Source organism: Acinetobacter sp. A1-4-2 (assembly GCF_040233925.1).
Classification (GTDB): domain Bacteria; phylum Pseudomonadota; class Gammaproteobacteria; order Pseudomonadales; family Moraxellaceae; genus Acinetobacter.
In genome coordinates this window covers 31,482-46,140 of record NZ_CP157981.1, presented here as the reverse complement: position 1 = coordinate 46,140, position 14,659 = coordinate 31,482, and the positions used below count along the sequence as shown (strand labels likewise).

The following is a 14,659-nucleotide window of genomic DNA, read 5'->3' as shown; positions in this document are numbered from 1 at the left end:
TTTATTTATCTTTTTTCCTCATTAGAAATTTATCTTTTCTTATTTTTTTCGAAAAAGAAAAGGCTTTAGCGTATGTGTTCAATATTCAACACTTCCTTATTGCGGAGCACACATACATGAGCGCCATTCAAGCAAAATTCTGGGCGAAATCACTGGTCCTTTCTTCAGTAGTTGCTGGCGCAATGATGATGTCAGGTTGCGGAAAAAAAGAAGCTGAAACAGTCACGTTAAATATCGGCTTCCAAAAATATGGCTTGTTACCGATTATTAAAGAACGCGGCACTTTAGAAACGGCGTTGAAAGATCAGGGCGTCAATGTGAAATGGGTAGAATTCCCCGCCGGCCCTCAATTGCTGGAAGGCTTAAATGTCGGCAGTGTTGTATTAGGTGAAGCAGGTGAAGCGCCGCCTATTTTCGCACAGGCTGCCAATTCAAATCTGGTTTATATCGCCAACCAGCCGGAAGCACCTAAAGCTGAAGCCTTGATTGTGCAAAAAGATTCAGCCATTCACAGCATCCAGGATTTAAAAGGCAAACGTGTTGCACTCAATAAAGGCTCGAATGTTCATTATCTACTGTTAAAAGTGTTACAAGCCAACAAGCTGACTCTGAATGACATCCAGGTGGTGTACTTGCCGCCTTCAGACGCACGCGCCGCATTTGAACGTGGTGCGGTTGATGCCTGGGTGATTTGGGACCCGTTCTTTGCGGCTGCAGAAAAGCAGATTGGTGCTCGTGTGATCGCAAACGGCGAAAACCTGGTCAGTAACCATCAGTTTTATCTGGCTGACCGCAAATTTGCCGAGCAGCATCCAGATGTGCTGAAAGCGGTCGTAAATGAACTCAACACCACCACACAATGGGTATCCCAGCATCAGGACGAAGCCGCCAAGCTGCTGGAAAAACCAACAGGACTGTCTAAAGATATCCTGAAAACGTCCATTTCCCGCATGGGCTTTGGGGTACAACCCATTTCTAATGAGGTGGTGCAAAAGCAGCAATATGTTGCCGATGCCTTTTATCAGCAGAAACTGATTCCAAACAAACTCAATATTCAATCCGCGATTTTGGCAAAGTAAATCATAAATAAAACCTAGGGGATTTAACATGACTCAGCATCAGCTACACAACAAAGCAGCCACATGGTTCAAGACCTCCAGTCATGGCATGAATGCCATGTTAATTGCTTGTGCGATGTTGGGTTCAGGTGCCGCCTGGGCTGTTGATCCTTCAGTGAAACAGCTTCGTGTCGGCTATCAAAAATCTTCTGTCAATCTGGTGATTGCACAACAGCAAAAGTTATTTGAACAGGAATTTCCCAACGCCAAAATCAGCTGGAATGAATTTCCGGGCGGTCCACAAATTTTAGAGGCCCTAGCCGTCGGTTCTGTAGATATCGGTTCAACCGGCGATACGCCGCCTGTCTATGCTCAGGCAGGCAACAAGCCACTGCATTATTTTGCTTATGAAACGGCAAAACCTTTGGCTTCTGCCATTTTGGTGCCAAGCAACTCCAAAATTACCCAGCTCCGCCAGTTGAAGGGCAAACGTATTGGGGTTCACCGCGGTTCAAGCTCACATTATCTATTGGTGCAGGCAGTACGTAAGGCCGGTTTGCAATGGACAGATGTTCAACCGATCTGGCTCAGTCCGGCTGATGCCCGTGCGGCTTTCCAGAAAGGTGCGATTGATGCCTGGGCCATTTGGGACCCGTACTATGCTGCGGCACAACTGGAAGATAAGGCCAAGGTACTGACCACAGGTAAAGGCTTAAGTCCAAATTACACCTTCTATCTGGCTTCAAATGATTTGGTTAAAAATCATCCTCATGCTCTCAAAGGCATTATCAAGCAGCTTAATGTTGCCGACAAATGGGTACAACGCCACAAGGCTGCGACTGCAAGCCTCTTTGCTCAAAGCACAGGTCTGAAACCGGTGGTTAGCCAGACTTTTATCCAGCGCCGTCCTAACCCGTCTGGTGCAGCTCTGCTCAGCAAAAAAGTGATTGCCGACCAGCAAGAGCTCGCCAACCGTTTTAGCGAACTCAAGATCATTCCGAAATCTATCAATATTCAGCAAGCCGTTTGGGCAGGCAAATAATCTAAGGATCAATGCAATGAAAATTTTCTGGTTTATTCCTACGCATGGTGACAGTCGTTATTTAGGCACGAGCAAAGGCGCCCGTCAGGTCGATCATGCTTATATGAAACAGATTGCCGTCGCGATAGATAACCTGGGTTATGAAGGCGTACTCATTCCAACCGGCCGTTCATGTGAAGATCCGTGGATTACCGCTGCCAGCCTGATTGATGCCACTAAAAATTTGAAATTCCTGGTGGCATTACGTCCAGGCGTGACCACGCCGGCACTGGCTGCGCGTATGGCAGCAACTTTTGACCGTTTGTCTGGCGGTCGCGTTCGGCTGAACCTGGTCACCGGTGGTGATGAGCAAGAGCTTAAAGGTGACGGCGTATATGAAGATCATGCGACGCGCTATAAAACTGCGGCTGAATACACCACCATCTGGCGTGAAATTTTAAAACACTCACATACTGGTGAAAGTTTCACTTTCCATGGTGAATACTTAAGTGTCGATGACGCAAAACTGCTTTATCCACCAGTACAGCAGCCTTATCCGCCACTTTGGTTTGGTGGTTCTTCCGATGCAGCCGTGGAATTGGCCACCGACCAGGTCGATACTTACCTGACTTGGGGTGAGCCACCAGCCGCAGTGAAAGAAAAAATTGAAAATGTCAGAGCCAAAGCTGCTGCCAAAGGCCGTAGTTTAAGTTACGGTATCCGTTTACATGTGATTGTGCGTGAAACCAATGAACAGGCATGGGCTGCTGCTGAAGAGCTGATTCAGTATGTGGATGATGCCACCATTGTCGCTGCACAACAAAAATTCAAGCAGATGGATTCCGTCGGTCAACGCCGTATGGCTGAACTGCACAACGGTGACCGTACTAAACTTGAAGTATCTCCAAACCTTTGGGCAGGTGTAGGCCTGGTTCGTGGCGGTGCAGGTACAGCACTGGTGGGTGACCCTGAAACGGTTGCTGCACGCATTCAGGAATATGCGGACTTGGGTATTGATACCTTTATTTTCTCAGGCTACCCGCATCTGGAAGAGTCTATTCGTTTTGCCGAACTGGTGTTCCCACTGTTGCCTTTAGAAACCCGTAAAAAACTGGCTCAACCGAACTTGACTGGTCCTTTTGGTGAAATCGTGGCAAATAACTATGTTGCTGATGAGGCCAAGAAGGAAGTGAAACATCAGGAGCCGGCTTAATGAGCAAAAGCATTTCTGCGGGAGCCTTGGAGAAACCCAAGGTTTCACGTGGAACACAATTTGGGCAGCGTTTGCTGCCCTGGTTGTTCCCGATTGCACTGATTGTCATCTGGCAAATTGCCTCCAGTACCGGGCTGTTGGAAAGCCGTATTCTACCTGCACCGACGGCGGTCGTAGCTGCATTCTGGCAGATGCTGATCAGTGGTGAACTTTGGCAACACGTAAAGGTGAGTGCCGGACGTGCCCTGCTCGGTTTATTGGTCGGTGGTGGTTTGGGTTTATTACTCGGCCTGCTCAATGGCTCTTCGAAGACGGCATCGACTCTGCTGGATACCACGTTACAGATGATCCGTAATATTCCGGCTTTAGCCTTAATCCCTTTGGTGATTTTATGGTTCGGGATTGATGAATCTGCCAAGCTGTTTCTTGTGGCTGTAGGGGTATTTTTCCCACTCTATATCAATACCTATCACGGCATTCGTTCAGTCGATCCGCAGCTGATCGAAATGGGTAAAAGTTACGGCTTAACGCGCTGGCAGTTATACAAAGAAATTATTTTACCGGGTGCGATGCCTTCGATTCTGGTCGGTTTACGCTTTGCACTGGGTCTGGTCTGGGTACTGCTGATTGTGGCCGAAACCATTTCCGCACAATCCGGTATTGGTTATATGACCATGAATGCGCGTGAGTTTTTACAAACTGACGTGGTCTTGGTAGGGATTTTACTGTATGCCCTGCTGGGCAAACTGGCGGATGTATTGGCCGTCGCTTTAGAAAAATACCTGCTGCGTTGGCACGCTGGCTATCAAAAATAAGGAATAAGACATGACTGATTTAAGCATCGGGCGTCATGTATCTGAAGAACGCTCAATATCGCAACAACCTGACCCTACAGATATCAATCCTAACGCTGTGGTGGGTGCAGAAATTCTGATCGAACAGCTGCACAAATTCTATGGCGAAGTGAAAGTTCTGGAAGATCTGGACCTGCACATTCAACCGGGTGAATTCCTGGCCATTGTCGGACGCAGTGGCTGCGGTAAAAGTACCCTGCTGCGTCTGATTGCCAATCTGGAACAACCGAGCTATGGCGAAATCAGGTTTAAATCAGCACGTCATATTCGTGAAGGCATTACCAGCGATGACATTCGGGTCATGTTCCAGGACCCACGACTGTTGCCGTGGCGTAGCATCGAGCAAAATGTACAATTGGGTTTAGCCAAAGAACAGCAAGCCAATGCTTCTGCACTACTGGAAAAAGTCGGCTTGAAAGAAAAGGCCGGACTCTGGCCATCACAACTTTCAGGCGGTCAGCGTCAGCGTACTGCACTGGCCCGAGCCTTATCGCATAAACCTCGCATTTTGCTGCTTGATGAGCCTTTAGGTGCGCTGGATGCACTCACCCGTTTGGAAATGCAGAACCTGATTGAAAAACTCTGGACTGAACAGGGCTTTACCGCCATTTTAGTCACTCATGATGTCAGTGAAGCCGTACAACTGGCCGACCGGATTATCCTGTTAGATAAGGGGCACATTGCCCAGCAGTTTAAAGTGGATTTGCCTCGACCACGTAAAAAAGATTACTCATTTACCGAGCTGGAACAGCAAGTATTAAATGCGGTATTGGCAACCTGAGCATGCAACACGGCGATAACGAATCTAAACGATCCGTTATCCTTCCTCGGTTTATGCATCTTTTAGTCCAGCCTAAACATACTCTTTAGTTTTTTTAAAACTGCACCGAATCTAAACACAAAAGACCAGTCGCATCATTTACAAAAAAAATCAATTCCATTTAATCATTTATATAAAAAATGTAATCATTGCCTATCGGTAGGTTCTATAGGATTTTTAACTCATTAAATAGCTAACCTACAGAATAAACTATCAATTATGATAAAAATGCAATTTTTAGTAATGCACAAATCTGCCGATTTGCCGTACAATTTGCCTTTCCTCTTTAATTTTTTTAAATTTGCCAATGGAACAAAAAAAGAGTACACAAAAAAGACATCAACTGCTAAATGCTGCACTCGATGTATTTTCCCTTTACGGTTTTAATGGGGCAAGCTTAGACGAGATTGCTCAGATTGCTGAAATGCATAAATCGAATATTTTCTACTATTATGAAAATAAAGAAGCTTTATATGTAGAAGTACTGACCACCGTTCTACAGAAATGGCTTGCGCCGCTGCAAATGCTGGAATCAGAGTTGGAACCTGAAGAAGCGATTACCAATTATTTATTGCAAAAAATTGAAGTGTCACGTACTCAACCGAAAGCATCCCGCCTGTTTGCGCTGGAAGTGATCCAAGGTGCACCCCATATTTTGCCAATTCTAAAAGGTCCTTTAAAGAAACTGTTTAAGCGCAAGGCTAAAGTGATTAGCGTATGGCAGGAACAGGGGAAAATTGCCAAAGAAATTGATCCTGAACTGCTGATTTTGAATATTTGGGCATTGACGCAAAACTATGCAGATTTTGCCACCCAAATGGAAATGGTCACGGGTAAAACCTTACGCAACCGCAGTATGCAACAACGTTGTATTCAACATACTGTACATATGATGTTATATGGCGTCATTCCTCGTTCATAACTGTTAAATTATCCTCAAGGATAATTTTGGCATACGACCATAGCCTTCTATGGTCGCCAAATTACTACTGTTACCCATCTTATTTTATCGTTTGATATAATTCTGACAGTTTTTTCGCACCCAACAATAAATTTTCTTCCCAATCCAGATGCGCAGTTTCATTGGCCCCATCGGTAATATATTTTACAGAAACGAATCTTACCCCCAGTTTTTTACAGACTTTGGCCATGGCATAGCCTTCCATATCGACCAGATGACATGGCACTTTAGGCAAGCCTGTCTCAAAGCTGTCCCCTGTTCCGCAGATACCTTGAGGCAAATGCTGAAAATAGGACTGCAAATGAATTTCTGCCGGATGATCCTCATCCATAGGCGTAACCCCGACTGCAAAACCAAGCGGGGATACATCCATGTCCCGTTGCACAAAGGTGCTGACTTCTACCAGTTCATGCGCATTAAAATGCGAACTTCCGGCGGTACCCAAATTGAGCAGGGTCTTGCAACCAGTCTTGTGAATCACCTCGAAGGCTTTAAATGCCGCATTGACTTTGCCTATACCGCTGTAATGGACTTCGATGCCTGCCTGTTCAAACAGACCTTTAGATTCACTGGGCAAAGCCATAATTAAAGCCAGATCAGACATAGCAAAACCTTATCGATGCGCAAATTTAAAATTGTGCACATTAGAAAAGAATTACCAATTAAGTGCAAATTTAAAATCATAAGCACGTTCCCGTACAAGAATTTGATCCCCCGATTCACTTGAATATTTAAATTTATTTTTCTTATCATGAACGATTTTGAAACCATTCCATGCAATGAATCTTCTGGATGCAGATTTTTTCAAATACTATTTTTGCAAGAAATTTAATATTTTTTTGTATGAAAACACAACAACAAGACGAACGCGTAAGATTATGGCAATATATAGCCCTGATAACTTTTCACTTATTGATTCGCCCATGAAGCTGCTCCGCCTGAATGCTTTAGCGCCCAATTTTCAATTGCCAAAAACGGCCGTAACCATTGGTAATTTTGACGGTGTACATTTGGGCCATCAGGCAATGATTAGCCAGTTAAAACAGCTGGCAGCCGCACAAAATTTAAAAACGCTGGTGATGATTTTTGAGCCGCAACCTCTGGAGTTTTTTAAGGGTTATGATGCCCCTCCACGTATTACCTCACTGCGTGAAAAAGTGGAATATCTGACTAAACTGGGCGTGGACTACATTGCCGTTGCAAAATTTGATAACCATTTCCGCAGTCTCAATGCGGAAAGCTTTGCTGAACTGTTAAAACTCAAACTGAATGCCCACAGCCTGGTATTGGGCGATGACTTCCACTTTGGCAAAAACCGTCAGGGCAATAGTGAATTTTTAACAGCCTATGGTTTTCAGGTTACCAACTTAACTACGGTTGCACTGGATGGTGAACGCGTCAGTTCGACCCGTATTCGCCAGACCTTGCAAGCAGGCGATTTAGCCCTTGCTGCCAAATTACTTGGCCGTCCCTATAGCATCACCGGTCGGGTACAATACGGTGACCAAATTGGACGAACCCTTGATTTTCCAACCATTAATGTCGCGCTAAACCGTCATAAACCGTGCTTGAAAGGCATTTACGGCGTAGAGGTGATGTGTGAAACCCTATCGTTAAAAGATAAAGTGAAAGCCGACAATCCTGAAAAATCAGGCATTGCAGGCTATGAACCTACCGCCCTGTTCGGTGCCGGACATGTCGGTACCCGACCGGCCATCAAACAAGTCCATCCGGAATGGCGATTAGAAGTACATTTTCCTGATGTTTCTGCTAATCTGTATGGCCTGTTAATGCGGGTGACATTCTTGAACTATTTACATGGCGAAAAGGACTACCCTTCGCTTGAAGCATTAAAAGCCGGAATTGATGACGATGTTGAGAAACTGCTTGAGTTTCGACAAAACACGCCCCATTTTCCCTTTTAAATCCCAGATTTTTATTGTAAAACGCGTCAGCCCAAGGCTGATTAAATTGGAAGACAACTTGCATGAGCGATAAGCAAACTCCTGAAAATGCAGTGGATTATAAAGCCACGCTAAACCTCCCAGGTACTGAATTTGCAATGAAAGCAAATCTGGCAGTACGTGAAGCAAAATGGTTAGAAGAGTGGTATGCCGACAACATTTATCAGCAGATTCGTGCATCGCGTATTGGCAAGAAAAAATATGTGCTTCATGACGGCCCTCCGTACGCAAACGGTCAAATCCATTTAGGTCATGCCGTCAACAAAGTCCTGAAAGACATCATCATCAAAAGCCGCGTGATGGATGGCTATGATGCCCCTTATGTTCCGGGTTGGGACTGTCACGGTCTGCCCATTGAACTGAAAGTTGAAGAAAAAGTCGGCAAAGTCGGCGTGAAAGTCGATGCCGCAACTTTCCGCAAACACTGCCGTGAGTATGCCTACACCCAGGTTGAATTACAGAAAAAAGACTTCGTGCGTATGGGCGTGTTCGGTGACTGGGATAACCCCTACCTCACCATGAACTTCAAACAAGAAGCCGACATCGTACGCTCGCTGGGTGCCATTGCCAAAGCAGGCCATATCGAACCGGGTTTAAAACCGGTGAACTGGTGTCTGGACTGTGGTTCGGCATTGGCTGAAGCTGAAGTTGAATATGAAGACAAGAAATCAGATGCGATTGACGTCGGTTTCAGCGTGGTTGACTTGGCAGACCTGTCTGCACGTTTAGGCATTGAAGTTAAAGACTCAACTGATATCGTGATCTGGACCACAACACCTTGGACATTACCTGCCAACCAGGCCGTTGCCCTGCATGCTGAAATTGAATATCAATTGGTCAAAGCACGTGGTGAAGACAAACAACCGCAAAACTTTATCTTGGCGAAAGATCTGGTTGAATCTGCGACTGAACGTTATGGCTTTAACACTGTTGAAGTGATTGCCGATTTTGCCGGTGCAAAACTTGAAAACCTGCAACTGCAACATCCGTTAATCGCTGATCGTCAAGTACCGGTCATCCTGGGTGAACACGTCATTGCAACCAGTGGTACAGGGGCAGTACATACCGCGCCAGGCCACGGTGTGGACGACTATAAAGTCGGCCTATTATACAACCTAAAAGTCGATAATCCGGTCGGTGGTAATGGTGTTTACCTGCCAACTTCACCTATTTTTGCCGGTGAACACATCTATAAAGCCAATCCAAAAATCATTGAAGCATTAAGTGAAGCGGGCAAACTTTGGGCGCATCACCCAATCAAGCACAGCTATCCACATTGCTGGCGTCATAAAACCCCGATTATCTTCCGTGCTACGCCACAATGGTTCATCAGCATGGATGCCAAAGGTTTACGTCAGGGTGCATTGAACGCGATTGAAAATGAAATCAGCTTTGTACCGGATTGGGGTAAAAACCGGATTCAGGCAATGATCGAAGGCCGTCCGGACTGGTGTATCTCACGTCAACGTACTTGGGGCGTGCCAATCCCGTTCTTTGTGCATAAAGACACCAACGAATTGCATCCGCGTACCCCTGAACTGATCGAAGAAGTTGCGAAGCTGATCGAACAGGAAGGCATTGATGGTTGGTACAACCGTGAAGCGAAAGACTTCATTGGTGATGATGCTGAACACTACAATGCAGTACGCGATACGCTGGACGTTTGGTTCGACTCGGGCACAACCCACTACGCAGTATTACGTGAACGTGAAGAACTGCAAGACCCAGCTGATTTGTACCTTGAAGGTTCAGACCAGCACCGTGGCTGGTTCCAGTCTTCATTGTTGACTTCAATTGCGATTAACGAACGCGCACCGTATAAAGGCTTGTTGACTCACGGCTTCGTAGTCGATGAAAAAGGCCGCAAGATGTCTAAATCGTTGGGTAACATCATTACCCCGCAAGACATCATTAAAGATATGGGTGCTGACGGTCTGCGTTTCTGGATCGCATCTGCCGACTACCGTTATGAAATGACCGCCGGTAAAGAAATCTTTAGCCGTGCATCTGATGGTTACCGCCGTATTCGTAATACCCTGCGTTTCTTGCTGGCCAACCTGAATGGTTTCCAGCCTGCAACCGATGCTTTGCCTGTAGATCAATTGATCGCGCTGGATCAATATATCCTGCAACGTGCTGCAGACGTACAAAAAACCATTCAGCAAGCGTATGAAGATATGAACTTCCATATCGTCACCAATGCCTTGACTAACTTCTGTATCAATGACTTGGGTGGTTTCTATCTCGACATCATCAAAGACCGTCAGTACACCACCAAAGCGGATTCACAAGCGCGTCATTCTGCACAAACTGCCTTGTATCATCTGGTCCAAGCCTTTGTACGCTGGATGGCACCGATCTTGAGTTTTACTGCACAAGAAGCTTGGCCTTTAATTCCGGGTCAAAGCGAGAAATACGTATTCACTGCCGAGTGGTATGACATTCCGGTCGCTTCAACAGCCAACCTGGTTTCAGAAGCTGACTGGCAGACTTTAATTAGCGTTAAATCTGCAGTCAACAAGCAAATTGAAGCGGCACGTAATGCCAAACTGATTGGTTCTAACCTGTCTGCCAAAGTTGAACTTTGGGCGAATGCTGAATTGAAAACGGTACTGGATCAGTTAGGTGACGAATTACGTTTTGTCCTGATCACCTCTCAAGTTACTGTAAATGCCTTTGATGCAGCGCAAGGTGAAGCCACTGATCTGGAAGGTTTACGCGTCAAAGTCTCTGCAGCCGATGGTGAGAAATGTGCACGCTGCTGGCATGTACTGCCTGATGTGAATACACATCATGAACATCCAGGCCTTTGTTCTCGCTGTATTATTAACCTTCCTACAGGTCAAGGCGAAGAGAGAAAGTATGCCTAATCCGCAAAATAAAAAGGGCTTATTCCAGTTCTACCCGCACAATCTTGTGTGGGTCGGATTATCCATTGTGGCAATTATTCTGGATCAATGGACCAAATGGTTTGCAACGACGCATCTGAATTATGCAGATCCGGTCCCTGTACTGCCCTTTTTAAACTGGACATTGCTACATAACTATGGCGCAGCCTTTAGTTTCCTGTCCGATGCCGGTGGATGGCAACGCTATTTCTTTTCTTCACTGGCAGCATTAGTGTCTGTAATTTTTGTATTTTGGCTGATGCGTATGCCAAAAAAAATTGTGATTTTACCTATGGCGATTGCCCTGATTCTGGGTGGCGCCATCGGTAACCTGATTGACCGGGTCACCTTGGGTTATGTGGTCGATTTTATTCACGTTTACTACAACAACAGCCACTTTCCTGCTTTTAATATTGCCGATAGTGCCATTACCGTGGGGACTATCTTGCTCCTGATCGATACGTTTTTCCTGGAAAAACACCGTATTCAACGTGCGGAAGCGCAACAAAATGACTGATTTTATTAATCCAAATGAAGAAACCCGAATTGCAGAAGGCTCTAAAGTCGAGCTGCATTTTTCGGTCGCCATTGAAAATGGTGTGGAAATTGACAACACCCGTAGCCGTGAAACGCCTGTCAGCCTGGTAATGGGTGATGGCAGTTTATTGCCGGGCTTTGAAAAAGCTCTGTTTGGTCTACGTGCCGGGGACCGTCGTACCGTGAGTCTTCCACCAGAAGAAGCTTTTGGTCCATGGAATGCTGAAAACGTACAGAAATTTGATACGGTTAAATTCGAACAGCCTCCTGTTGTGGGTCATATGATTGAATTTGAAGATAAAGCCAAGCAAAGTCTGTTTGGTGTGGTGAAATCGGTCGGTGAAGATATTACTGAAATTGATTTTAATCACCCGCTTGCCGGTAAAAACATTACCTTTGAAGTAGAAATCTTTAAAGTGACCCCGGCGGGTCAGCAAGGCGTTAAAATTATGTAAGGTTTCAGCCTTTTTCGTTTAAAAGCTCCCGAGGGAGCTTTTTTATTTTCTGCTTACAGCAATGGTTAAAGATACAAATCCTTAATATTCAATAAATAATATTCATAATAAGTTAAAGATGACAATTCAAAAAATCTAGGATCTATACATGAAAATATATATTGTCGTGGGTAGCGTGCGTGAAGGTCGAACTGCCATTAAAGTGGCTCGTTGGGTCAAGCGCAGTATTGATCAGGCCAGTTTCAGTACGGTTCAGGCAGAATTGGTTGATTTAAAAGAATGGAATCTGCCAATTTTTGCCGGCAGCCATCCTCCCCTAACCGGCATTTATGATCAACCCAAACAGCAGGACTGGGCAGACAAGGTTGCTTCGGGCGATGCCTTTATTTTTATCAGTCCTGAATATAATCATGGCTATAGCCCGGCGCTTAAAAATGCCCTCGATTACGTCGGCAAGGAATGGCAAGGTAAACCGGCTGCCTATATTGGCTATGGGGCAACCAATGGCTCCCGTTCCATCGACCAGATTCGCCAGGTCGGAACGCAACTTGGCTTAGTGGACAGTAATGCGGTCATTGAAATTCGCGATATTTTTTCACGTAATAAAACCGAAGAATTTGAACCGAATGAGTTTGATGAAAAAGCTTTAAAGGGCGTACTGGATAAACTGATTCAATACGTAAGCAATTGATACCTAGAAAATCGTTGTACGTTTAAGCTTACAAGAGTTGAAGAATATATCTACTTTTCACACATTATCTTTCACGATATATTTAACTCATACCGAGACAGGAAGTCTCTAAACTTACAACTAAAAAGATAAGTGATATAACAGCAGGATGCTGCAAGGTACGACAGGAGTTATACCTTAGAAAGAATATAAAAAACCTCGACAGGATGTCGGGGTTTTTTTCTTTATGCATGATGCTGATCGGGCTGAGTATTTAGCGAAACCTTCAACTTAGACGATTAAAGTTTACATGCTATTGAAACTTCAAACTCTATAATCACAAGCATAGAAAAATGAGGAGTCACTAGAATAACCCTCAGAATTATTCCAGCCATCCTCAATAAAATAATAAAATGGAATGATCAAGATAAGCAGATCTTTTTTGATGCCATGTACCTACCGTAATGCTCGGTAACTACAATGGCAGAAAGATAATGTAACTATTGTGGATAATATCAGGATTGCCGATTGGCGCATGAATGGCAAACAAGGCAACCGTAAACTGATCCAGATACAGACCAATGCGTTTAATACAGATGAACATTACGCAGCCTGATTCAATGCAGTCATGAATATCAATTATTCTAAAAGCCCCATCAGGAGCTTTTGAACTTTATTAAATTTATTTCATAAATCATTTTCAATGACTATAAGTATTTCATAATACGAAAATAAAAAATTGATTTTTTAGCAGGTATTGGATTCATGAGTGTGGCATGGATGCCACACGTTTCCCATCACGACAAGGAAGTCGTGTATGGGAAACAAAAGGTTTTTCTTGCGGACTCAAAATATATTTTGAGATCCTCATTTTGACCTTTCAAAAGTAGCGATATTGCCTACGCAAAGGCATCAAAATGAAATCCATCAAATGAGGCTGTGCTGAATTAAAAAAATTAAGATTGAACATATTTTTGATTTATGAAAGATATCTATTAATCACCTTATTTCGCAGTCATTTTCAGCAGTCTGGCATTGCTACCATCTTCCAGCACCCAAATTGAACTATCCGTGGCTTGCAGCAAATCACGGATACGTTGCTTCATATCTACGCGCTGTACTTCAGTCACAGGCTTCATCGCTGTATCTACTACCACAATGGATTTGGAAGACAAGCCACCTATCAGGGCCTTATTTTTCCATGCCGGAAATTGGGAACCGTTATAAAAAATCAGGCTGGATGGGGAGATGACAGGTGTCCAGCTGATTTCAGGTGCTTTAAATTCAGGACGGGTATGATGGTCAGGAATATCTCTGCCATCATAATGATCTCCATTTGAAACCAGCGGATAACCGTAATTTTCACCTTTGGCAATTAGATTCAGTTCATCTCCACCTTTCGGTCCCATTTCCACCACCCAAAGTTTTCCTTGCGCATCAAATGCTATACCTAATGGATTACGATGCCCAAACGACCAGACCTGTTTTGCAATTTCGCCCTGATCGCTAAACGGATTACCTGTGGCAGGTGTGCCATCTTCATTTAAACGCAATATTTTGCCTAAATTGGATTGCATATTTTGCGCAGGATCAAACTTCTGGCGTTCACCCGAGCTAATCCATAACTTTCCATCAGAACCGAATAACAGCCGATGGGCATAATGTCCCTGTCCTGGTACTTTAGGAACTTGTTTCCAGATGGTTTTTAAATTTTTAACGTGTGGTTTTTGAGCATTTGATAAGTCTAATTCACCACGTGCGACCACAGCCCCGTAACCTCCCTGTCCTGCTTCAGCATAACTCAAGTAAATAATATGATTCTGTTCAAATTCCGGATGCAAGGCTATATCACCCAAGCCTCCTTGCCCGCCATAGGCCACCTTAGGAATGCCTTTGACTTCAATTTTTTCTCTGGTTTTGGGGTCAAATAACTGTAACTCTCCCTTTTTTTCAGTGACCAGTAAACGACCATCCTTCAGCCCTGTCATGGCCCAGGGTTCATTAAATTCTGCGACGCTGGTGAGTTTATACGTTTGATTAACTGAACCTGAAGAAGGTTTGGAAGATGTGGTTTCTGCTGCTGACTTGGATGCCGGACTTACAGCATCAGTTTGTGCATTACACGCGGTTAAACTTGCTGTACTGATTAATATAGTTGTGATCAGTATACGCTGTCGGAATATTTTCATCCTTATTATCCTCTGCCATTCAAATCGCT

General features: G+C 44.6%; 13 protein-coding genes. 11 read left to right on the top strand and 2 right to left on the bottom strand.

The features are described 5' to 3' along the window. The first annotated feature begins 116 nt into the window (after positions 1-116). The 6 genes from ABJ384_RS00195 (at position 117) to ABJ384_RS00170 (ending at position 5,888) form a co-directional block, all read left to right on the top strand. Positions 117-1,079 (top strand): sulfonate ABC transporter substrate-binding protein, encoded by a 963-nt coding sequence (locus tag ABJ384_RS00195; protein ID WP_349928186.1) that lies wholly within the window; start codon positions 117-119, stop codon positions 1,077-1,079. Between the two features lie 28 nt (positions 1,080-1,107). Continuing rightward, positions 1,108-2,100 (top strand): sulfonate ABC transporter substrate-binding protein, encoded by a 993-nt coding sequence (locus tag ABJ384_RS00190; RefSeq protein ID WP_349928184.1) that lies wholly within the window; start codon positions 1,108-1,110, stop codon positions 2,098-2,100. Positions 2,101-2,116: 16 nt separating this feature from the next. Then, positions 2,117-3,292 carry an FMNH2-dependent alkanesulfonate monooxygenase gene (ssuD, locus tag ABJ384_RS00185; RefSeq protein ID WP_349928182.1) on the top strand — a complete coding sequence of 392 codons (1,176 nt, stop codon included), beginning with the start codon at positions 2,117-2,119 and terminating at the stop codon, positions 3,290-3,292. Then, positions 3,292-4,107: an aliphatic sulfonate ABC transporter permease SsuC gene (gene ssuC / locus ABJ384_RS00180; protein WP_349928181.1), complete on the top strand. Its 816-nt coding sequence runs from the start codon at positions 3,292-3,294 to the stop codon at positions 4,105-4,107. Before ssuD ends, ssuC begins: the two co-directional genes overlap by 1 nt. A gap of 10 nt (positions 4,108-4,117) precedes the next feature. Then, the gene (locus ABJ384_RS00175; protein WP_349928179.1) at positions 4,118-4,927 is read left to right on the top strand and encodes an ATP-binding cassette domain-containing protein; all 810 of its coding nucleotides are present in this window, start codon (positions 4,118-4,120) and stop codon (positions 4,925-4,927) included. A gap of 346 nt (positions 4,928-5,273) precedes the next feature. Continuing rightward, positions 5,274-5,888, top strand: coding sequence for a TetR/AcrR family transcriptional regulator (locus ABJ384_RS00170; protein WP_086196602.1), 615 nt, complete (start codon positions 5,274-5,276; stop codon positions 5,886-5,888). Between the two features lie 79 nt (positions 5,889-5,967). Here ABJ384_RS00170 and ABJ384_RS00165 read toward each other — a convergent pair whose 3' ends face one another. After that, a complete protein-coding gene (locus tag ABJ384_RS00165; protein WP_166170507.1) occupies positions 5,968-6,531 on the bottom strand; it encodes a 5'-methylthioadenosine/S-adenosylhomocysteine nucleosidase in 564 nt (187 codons plus the stop codon). A 319-nt stretch (positions 6,532-6,850) separates the two neighbouring features. Here ABJ384_RS00165 and ribF point away from each other — a divergent pair, with 319 nt between their 5' ends. The 5 genes from ribF (at position 6,851) to ABJ384_RS00140 (ending at position 12,462) form a co-directional block, all read left to right on the top strand. After that, positions 6,851-7,852 carry a riboflavin biosynthesis protein RibF gene (gene ribF / locus ABJ384_RS00160; protein WP_349928177.1) on the top strand — a complete coding sequence of 334 codons (1,002 nt, stop codon included), beginning with the start codon at positions 6,851-6,853 and terminating at the stop codon, positions 7,850-7,852. A gap of 62 nt (positions 7,853-7,914) precedes the next feature. Further along, positions 7,915-10,761 (top strand): isoleucine--tRNA ligase, encoded by a 2,847-nt coding sequence (ileS, locus tag ABJ384_RS00155; RefSeq protein WP_349928175.1) that lies wholly within the window; start codon positions 7,915-7,917, stop codon positions 10,759-10,761. Further along, on the top strand, positions 10,754-11,296 hold the full coding sequence (lspA, locus tag ABJ384_RS00150; protein ID WP_349928173.1) for a signal peptidase II: 543 nt from the start codon (positions 10,754-10,756) through the stop codon (positions 11,294-11,296). Before ileS ends, lspA begins: the two co-directional genes overlap by 8 nt. Continuing rightward, positions 11,289-11,771, top strand: a complete 483-nt coding sequence (locus ABJ384_RS00145; protein ID WP_166170501.1) for a peptidylprolyl isomerase — start codon at positions 11,289-11,291, stop codon at positions 11,769-11,771. Before lspA ends, ABJ384_RS00145 begins: the two co-directional genes overlap by 8 nt. A gap of 148 nt (positions 11,772-11,919) precedes the next feature. Next, positions 11,920-12,462, top strand: a complete 543-nt coding sequence (locus ABJ384_RS00140; RefSeq protein ID WP_349928171.1) for an NAD(P)H-dependent oxidoreductase — start codon at positions 11,920-11,922, stop codon at positions 12,460-12,462. Positions 12,463-13,445: 983 nt separating this feature from the next. On the opposite strand, the gene ABJ384_RS00135 is transcribed toward ABJ384_RS00140, so the two are convergent. Beyond that, positions 13,446-14,630 carry a PQQ-dependent sugar dehydrogenase gene (locus tag ABJ384_RS00135; RefSeq protein ID WP_349928170.1) on the bottom strand — a complete coding sequence of 395 codons (1,185 nt, stop codon included), beginning with the start codon at positions 14,628-14,630 and terminating at the stop codon, positions 13,446-13,448. Between the last annotated feature and the right edge of the window lie 29 nt (positions 14,631-14,659).

Excerpts from the sequence above, each read along its gene's own strand:
- ABJ384_RS00175 (WP_349928179.1), top strand. The coding sequence starts at position 4,118 with ATGACTGATTTAAGCATCGGGCGTCATGTATCTGAAGAACGCTCAATA.
- ABJ384_RS00170 (WP_086196602.1), top strand. The coding sequence starts at position 5,274 with ATGGAACAAAAAAAGAGTACACAAAAAAGACATCAACTGCTAAATGCT.
- lspA (WP_349928173.1), top strand. The coding sequence starts at position 10,754 with ATGCCTAATCCGCAAAATAAAAAGGGCTTATTCCAGTTCTACCCGCAC.
- ileS (WP_349928175.1), top strand. The coding sequence starts at position 7,915 with ATGAGCGATAAGCAAACTCCTGAAAATGCAGTGGATTATAAAGCCACG.
- ABJ384_RS00195 (WP_349928186.1), top strand. The coding sequence starts at position 117 with ATGAGCGCCATTCAAGCAAAATTCTGGGCGAAATCACTGGTCCTTTCT.
- ABJ384_RS00190 (WP_349928184.1), top strand. The coding sequence starts at position 1,108 with ATGACTCAGCATCAGCTACACAACAAAGCAGCCACATGGTTCAAGACC.
- ABJ384_RS00135 (WP_349928170.1), bottom strand. The coding sequence starts at position 14,630 with ATGAAAATATTCCGACAGCGTATACTGATCACAACTATATTAATCAGT.
- ribF (WP_349928177.1), top strand. The coding sequence starts at position 6,851 with ATGAAGCTGCTCCGCCTGAATGCTTTAGCGCCCAATTTTCAATTGCCA.
- ABJ384_RS00145 (WP_166170501.1), top strand. The coding sequence starts at position 11,289 with ATGACTGATTTTATTAATCCAAATGAAGAAACCCGAATTGCAGAAGGC.
- ssuC (WP_349928181.1), top strand. The coding sequence starts at position 3,292 with ATGAGCAAAAGCATTTCTGCGGGAGCCTTGGAGAAACCCAAGGTTTCA.
- ssuD (WP_349928182.1), top strand. The coding sequence starts at position 2,117 with ATGAAAATTTTCTGGTTTATTCCTACGCATGGTGACAGTCGTTATTTA.
- ABJ384_RS00165 (WP_166170507.1), bottom strand. The coding sequence starts at position 6,531 with ATGTCTGATCTGGCTTTAATTATGGCTTTGCCCAGTGAATCTAAAGGT.
- ABJ384_RS00140 (WP_349928171.1), top strand. The coding sequence starts at position 11,920 with ATGAAAATATATATTGTCGTGGGTAGCGTGCGTGAAGGTCGAACTGCC.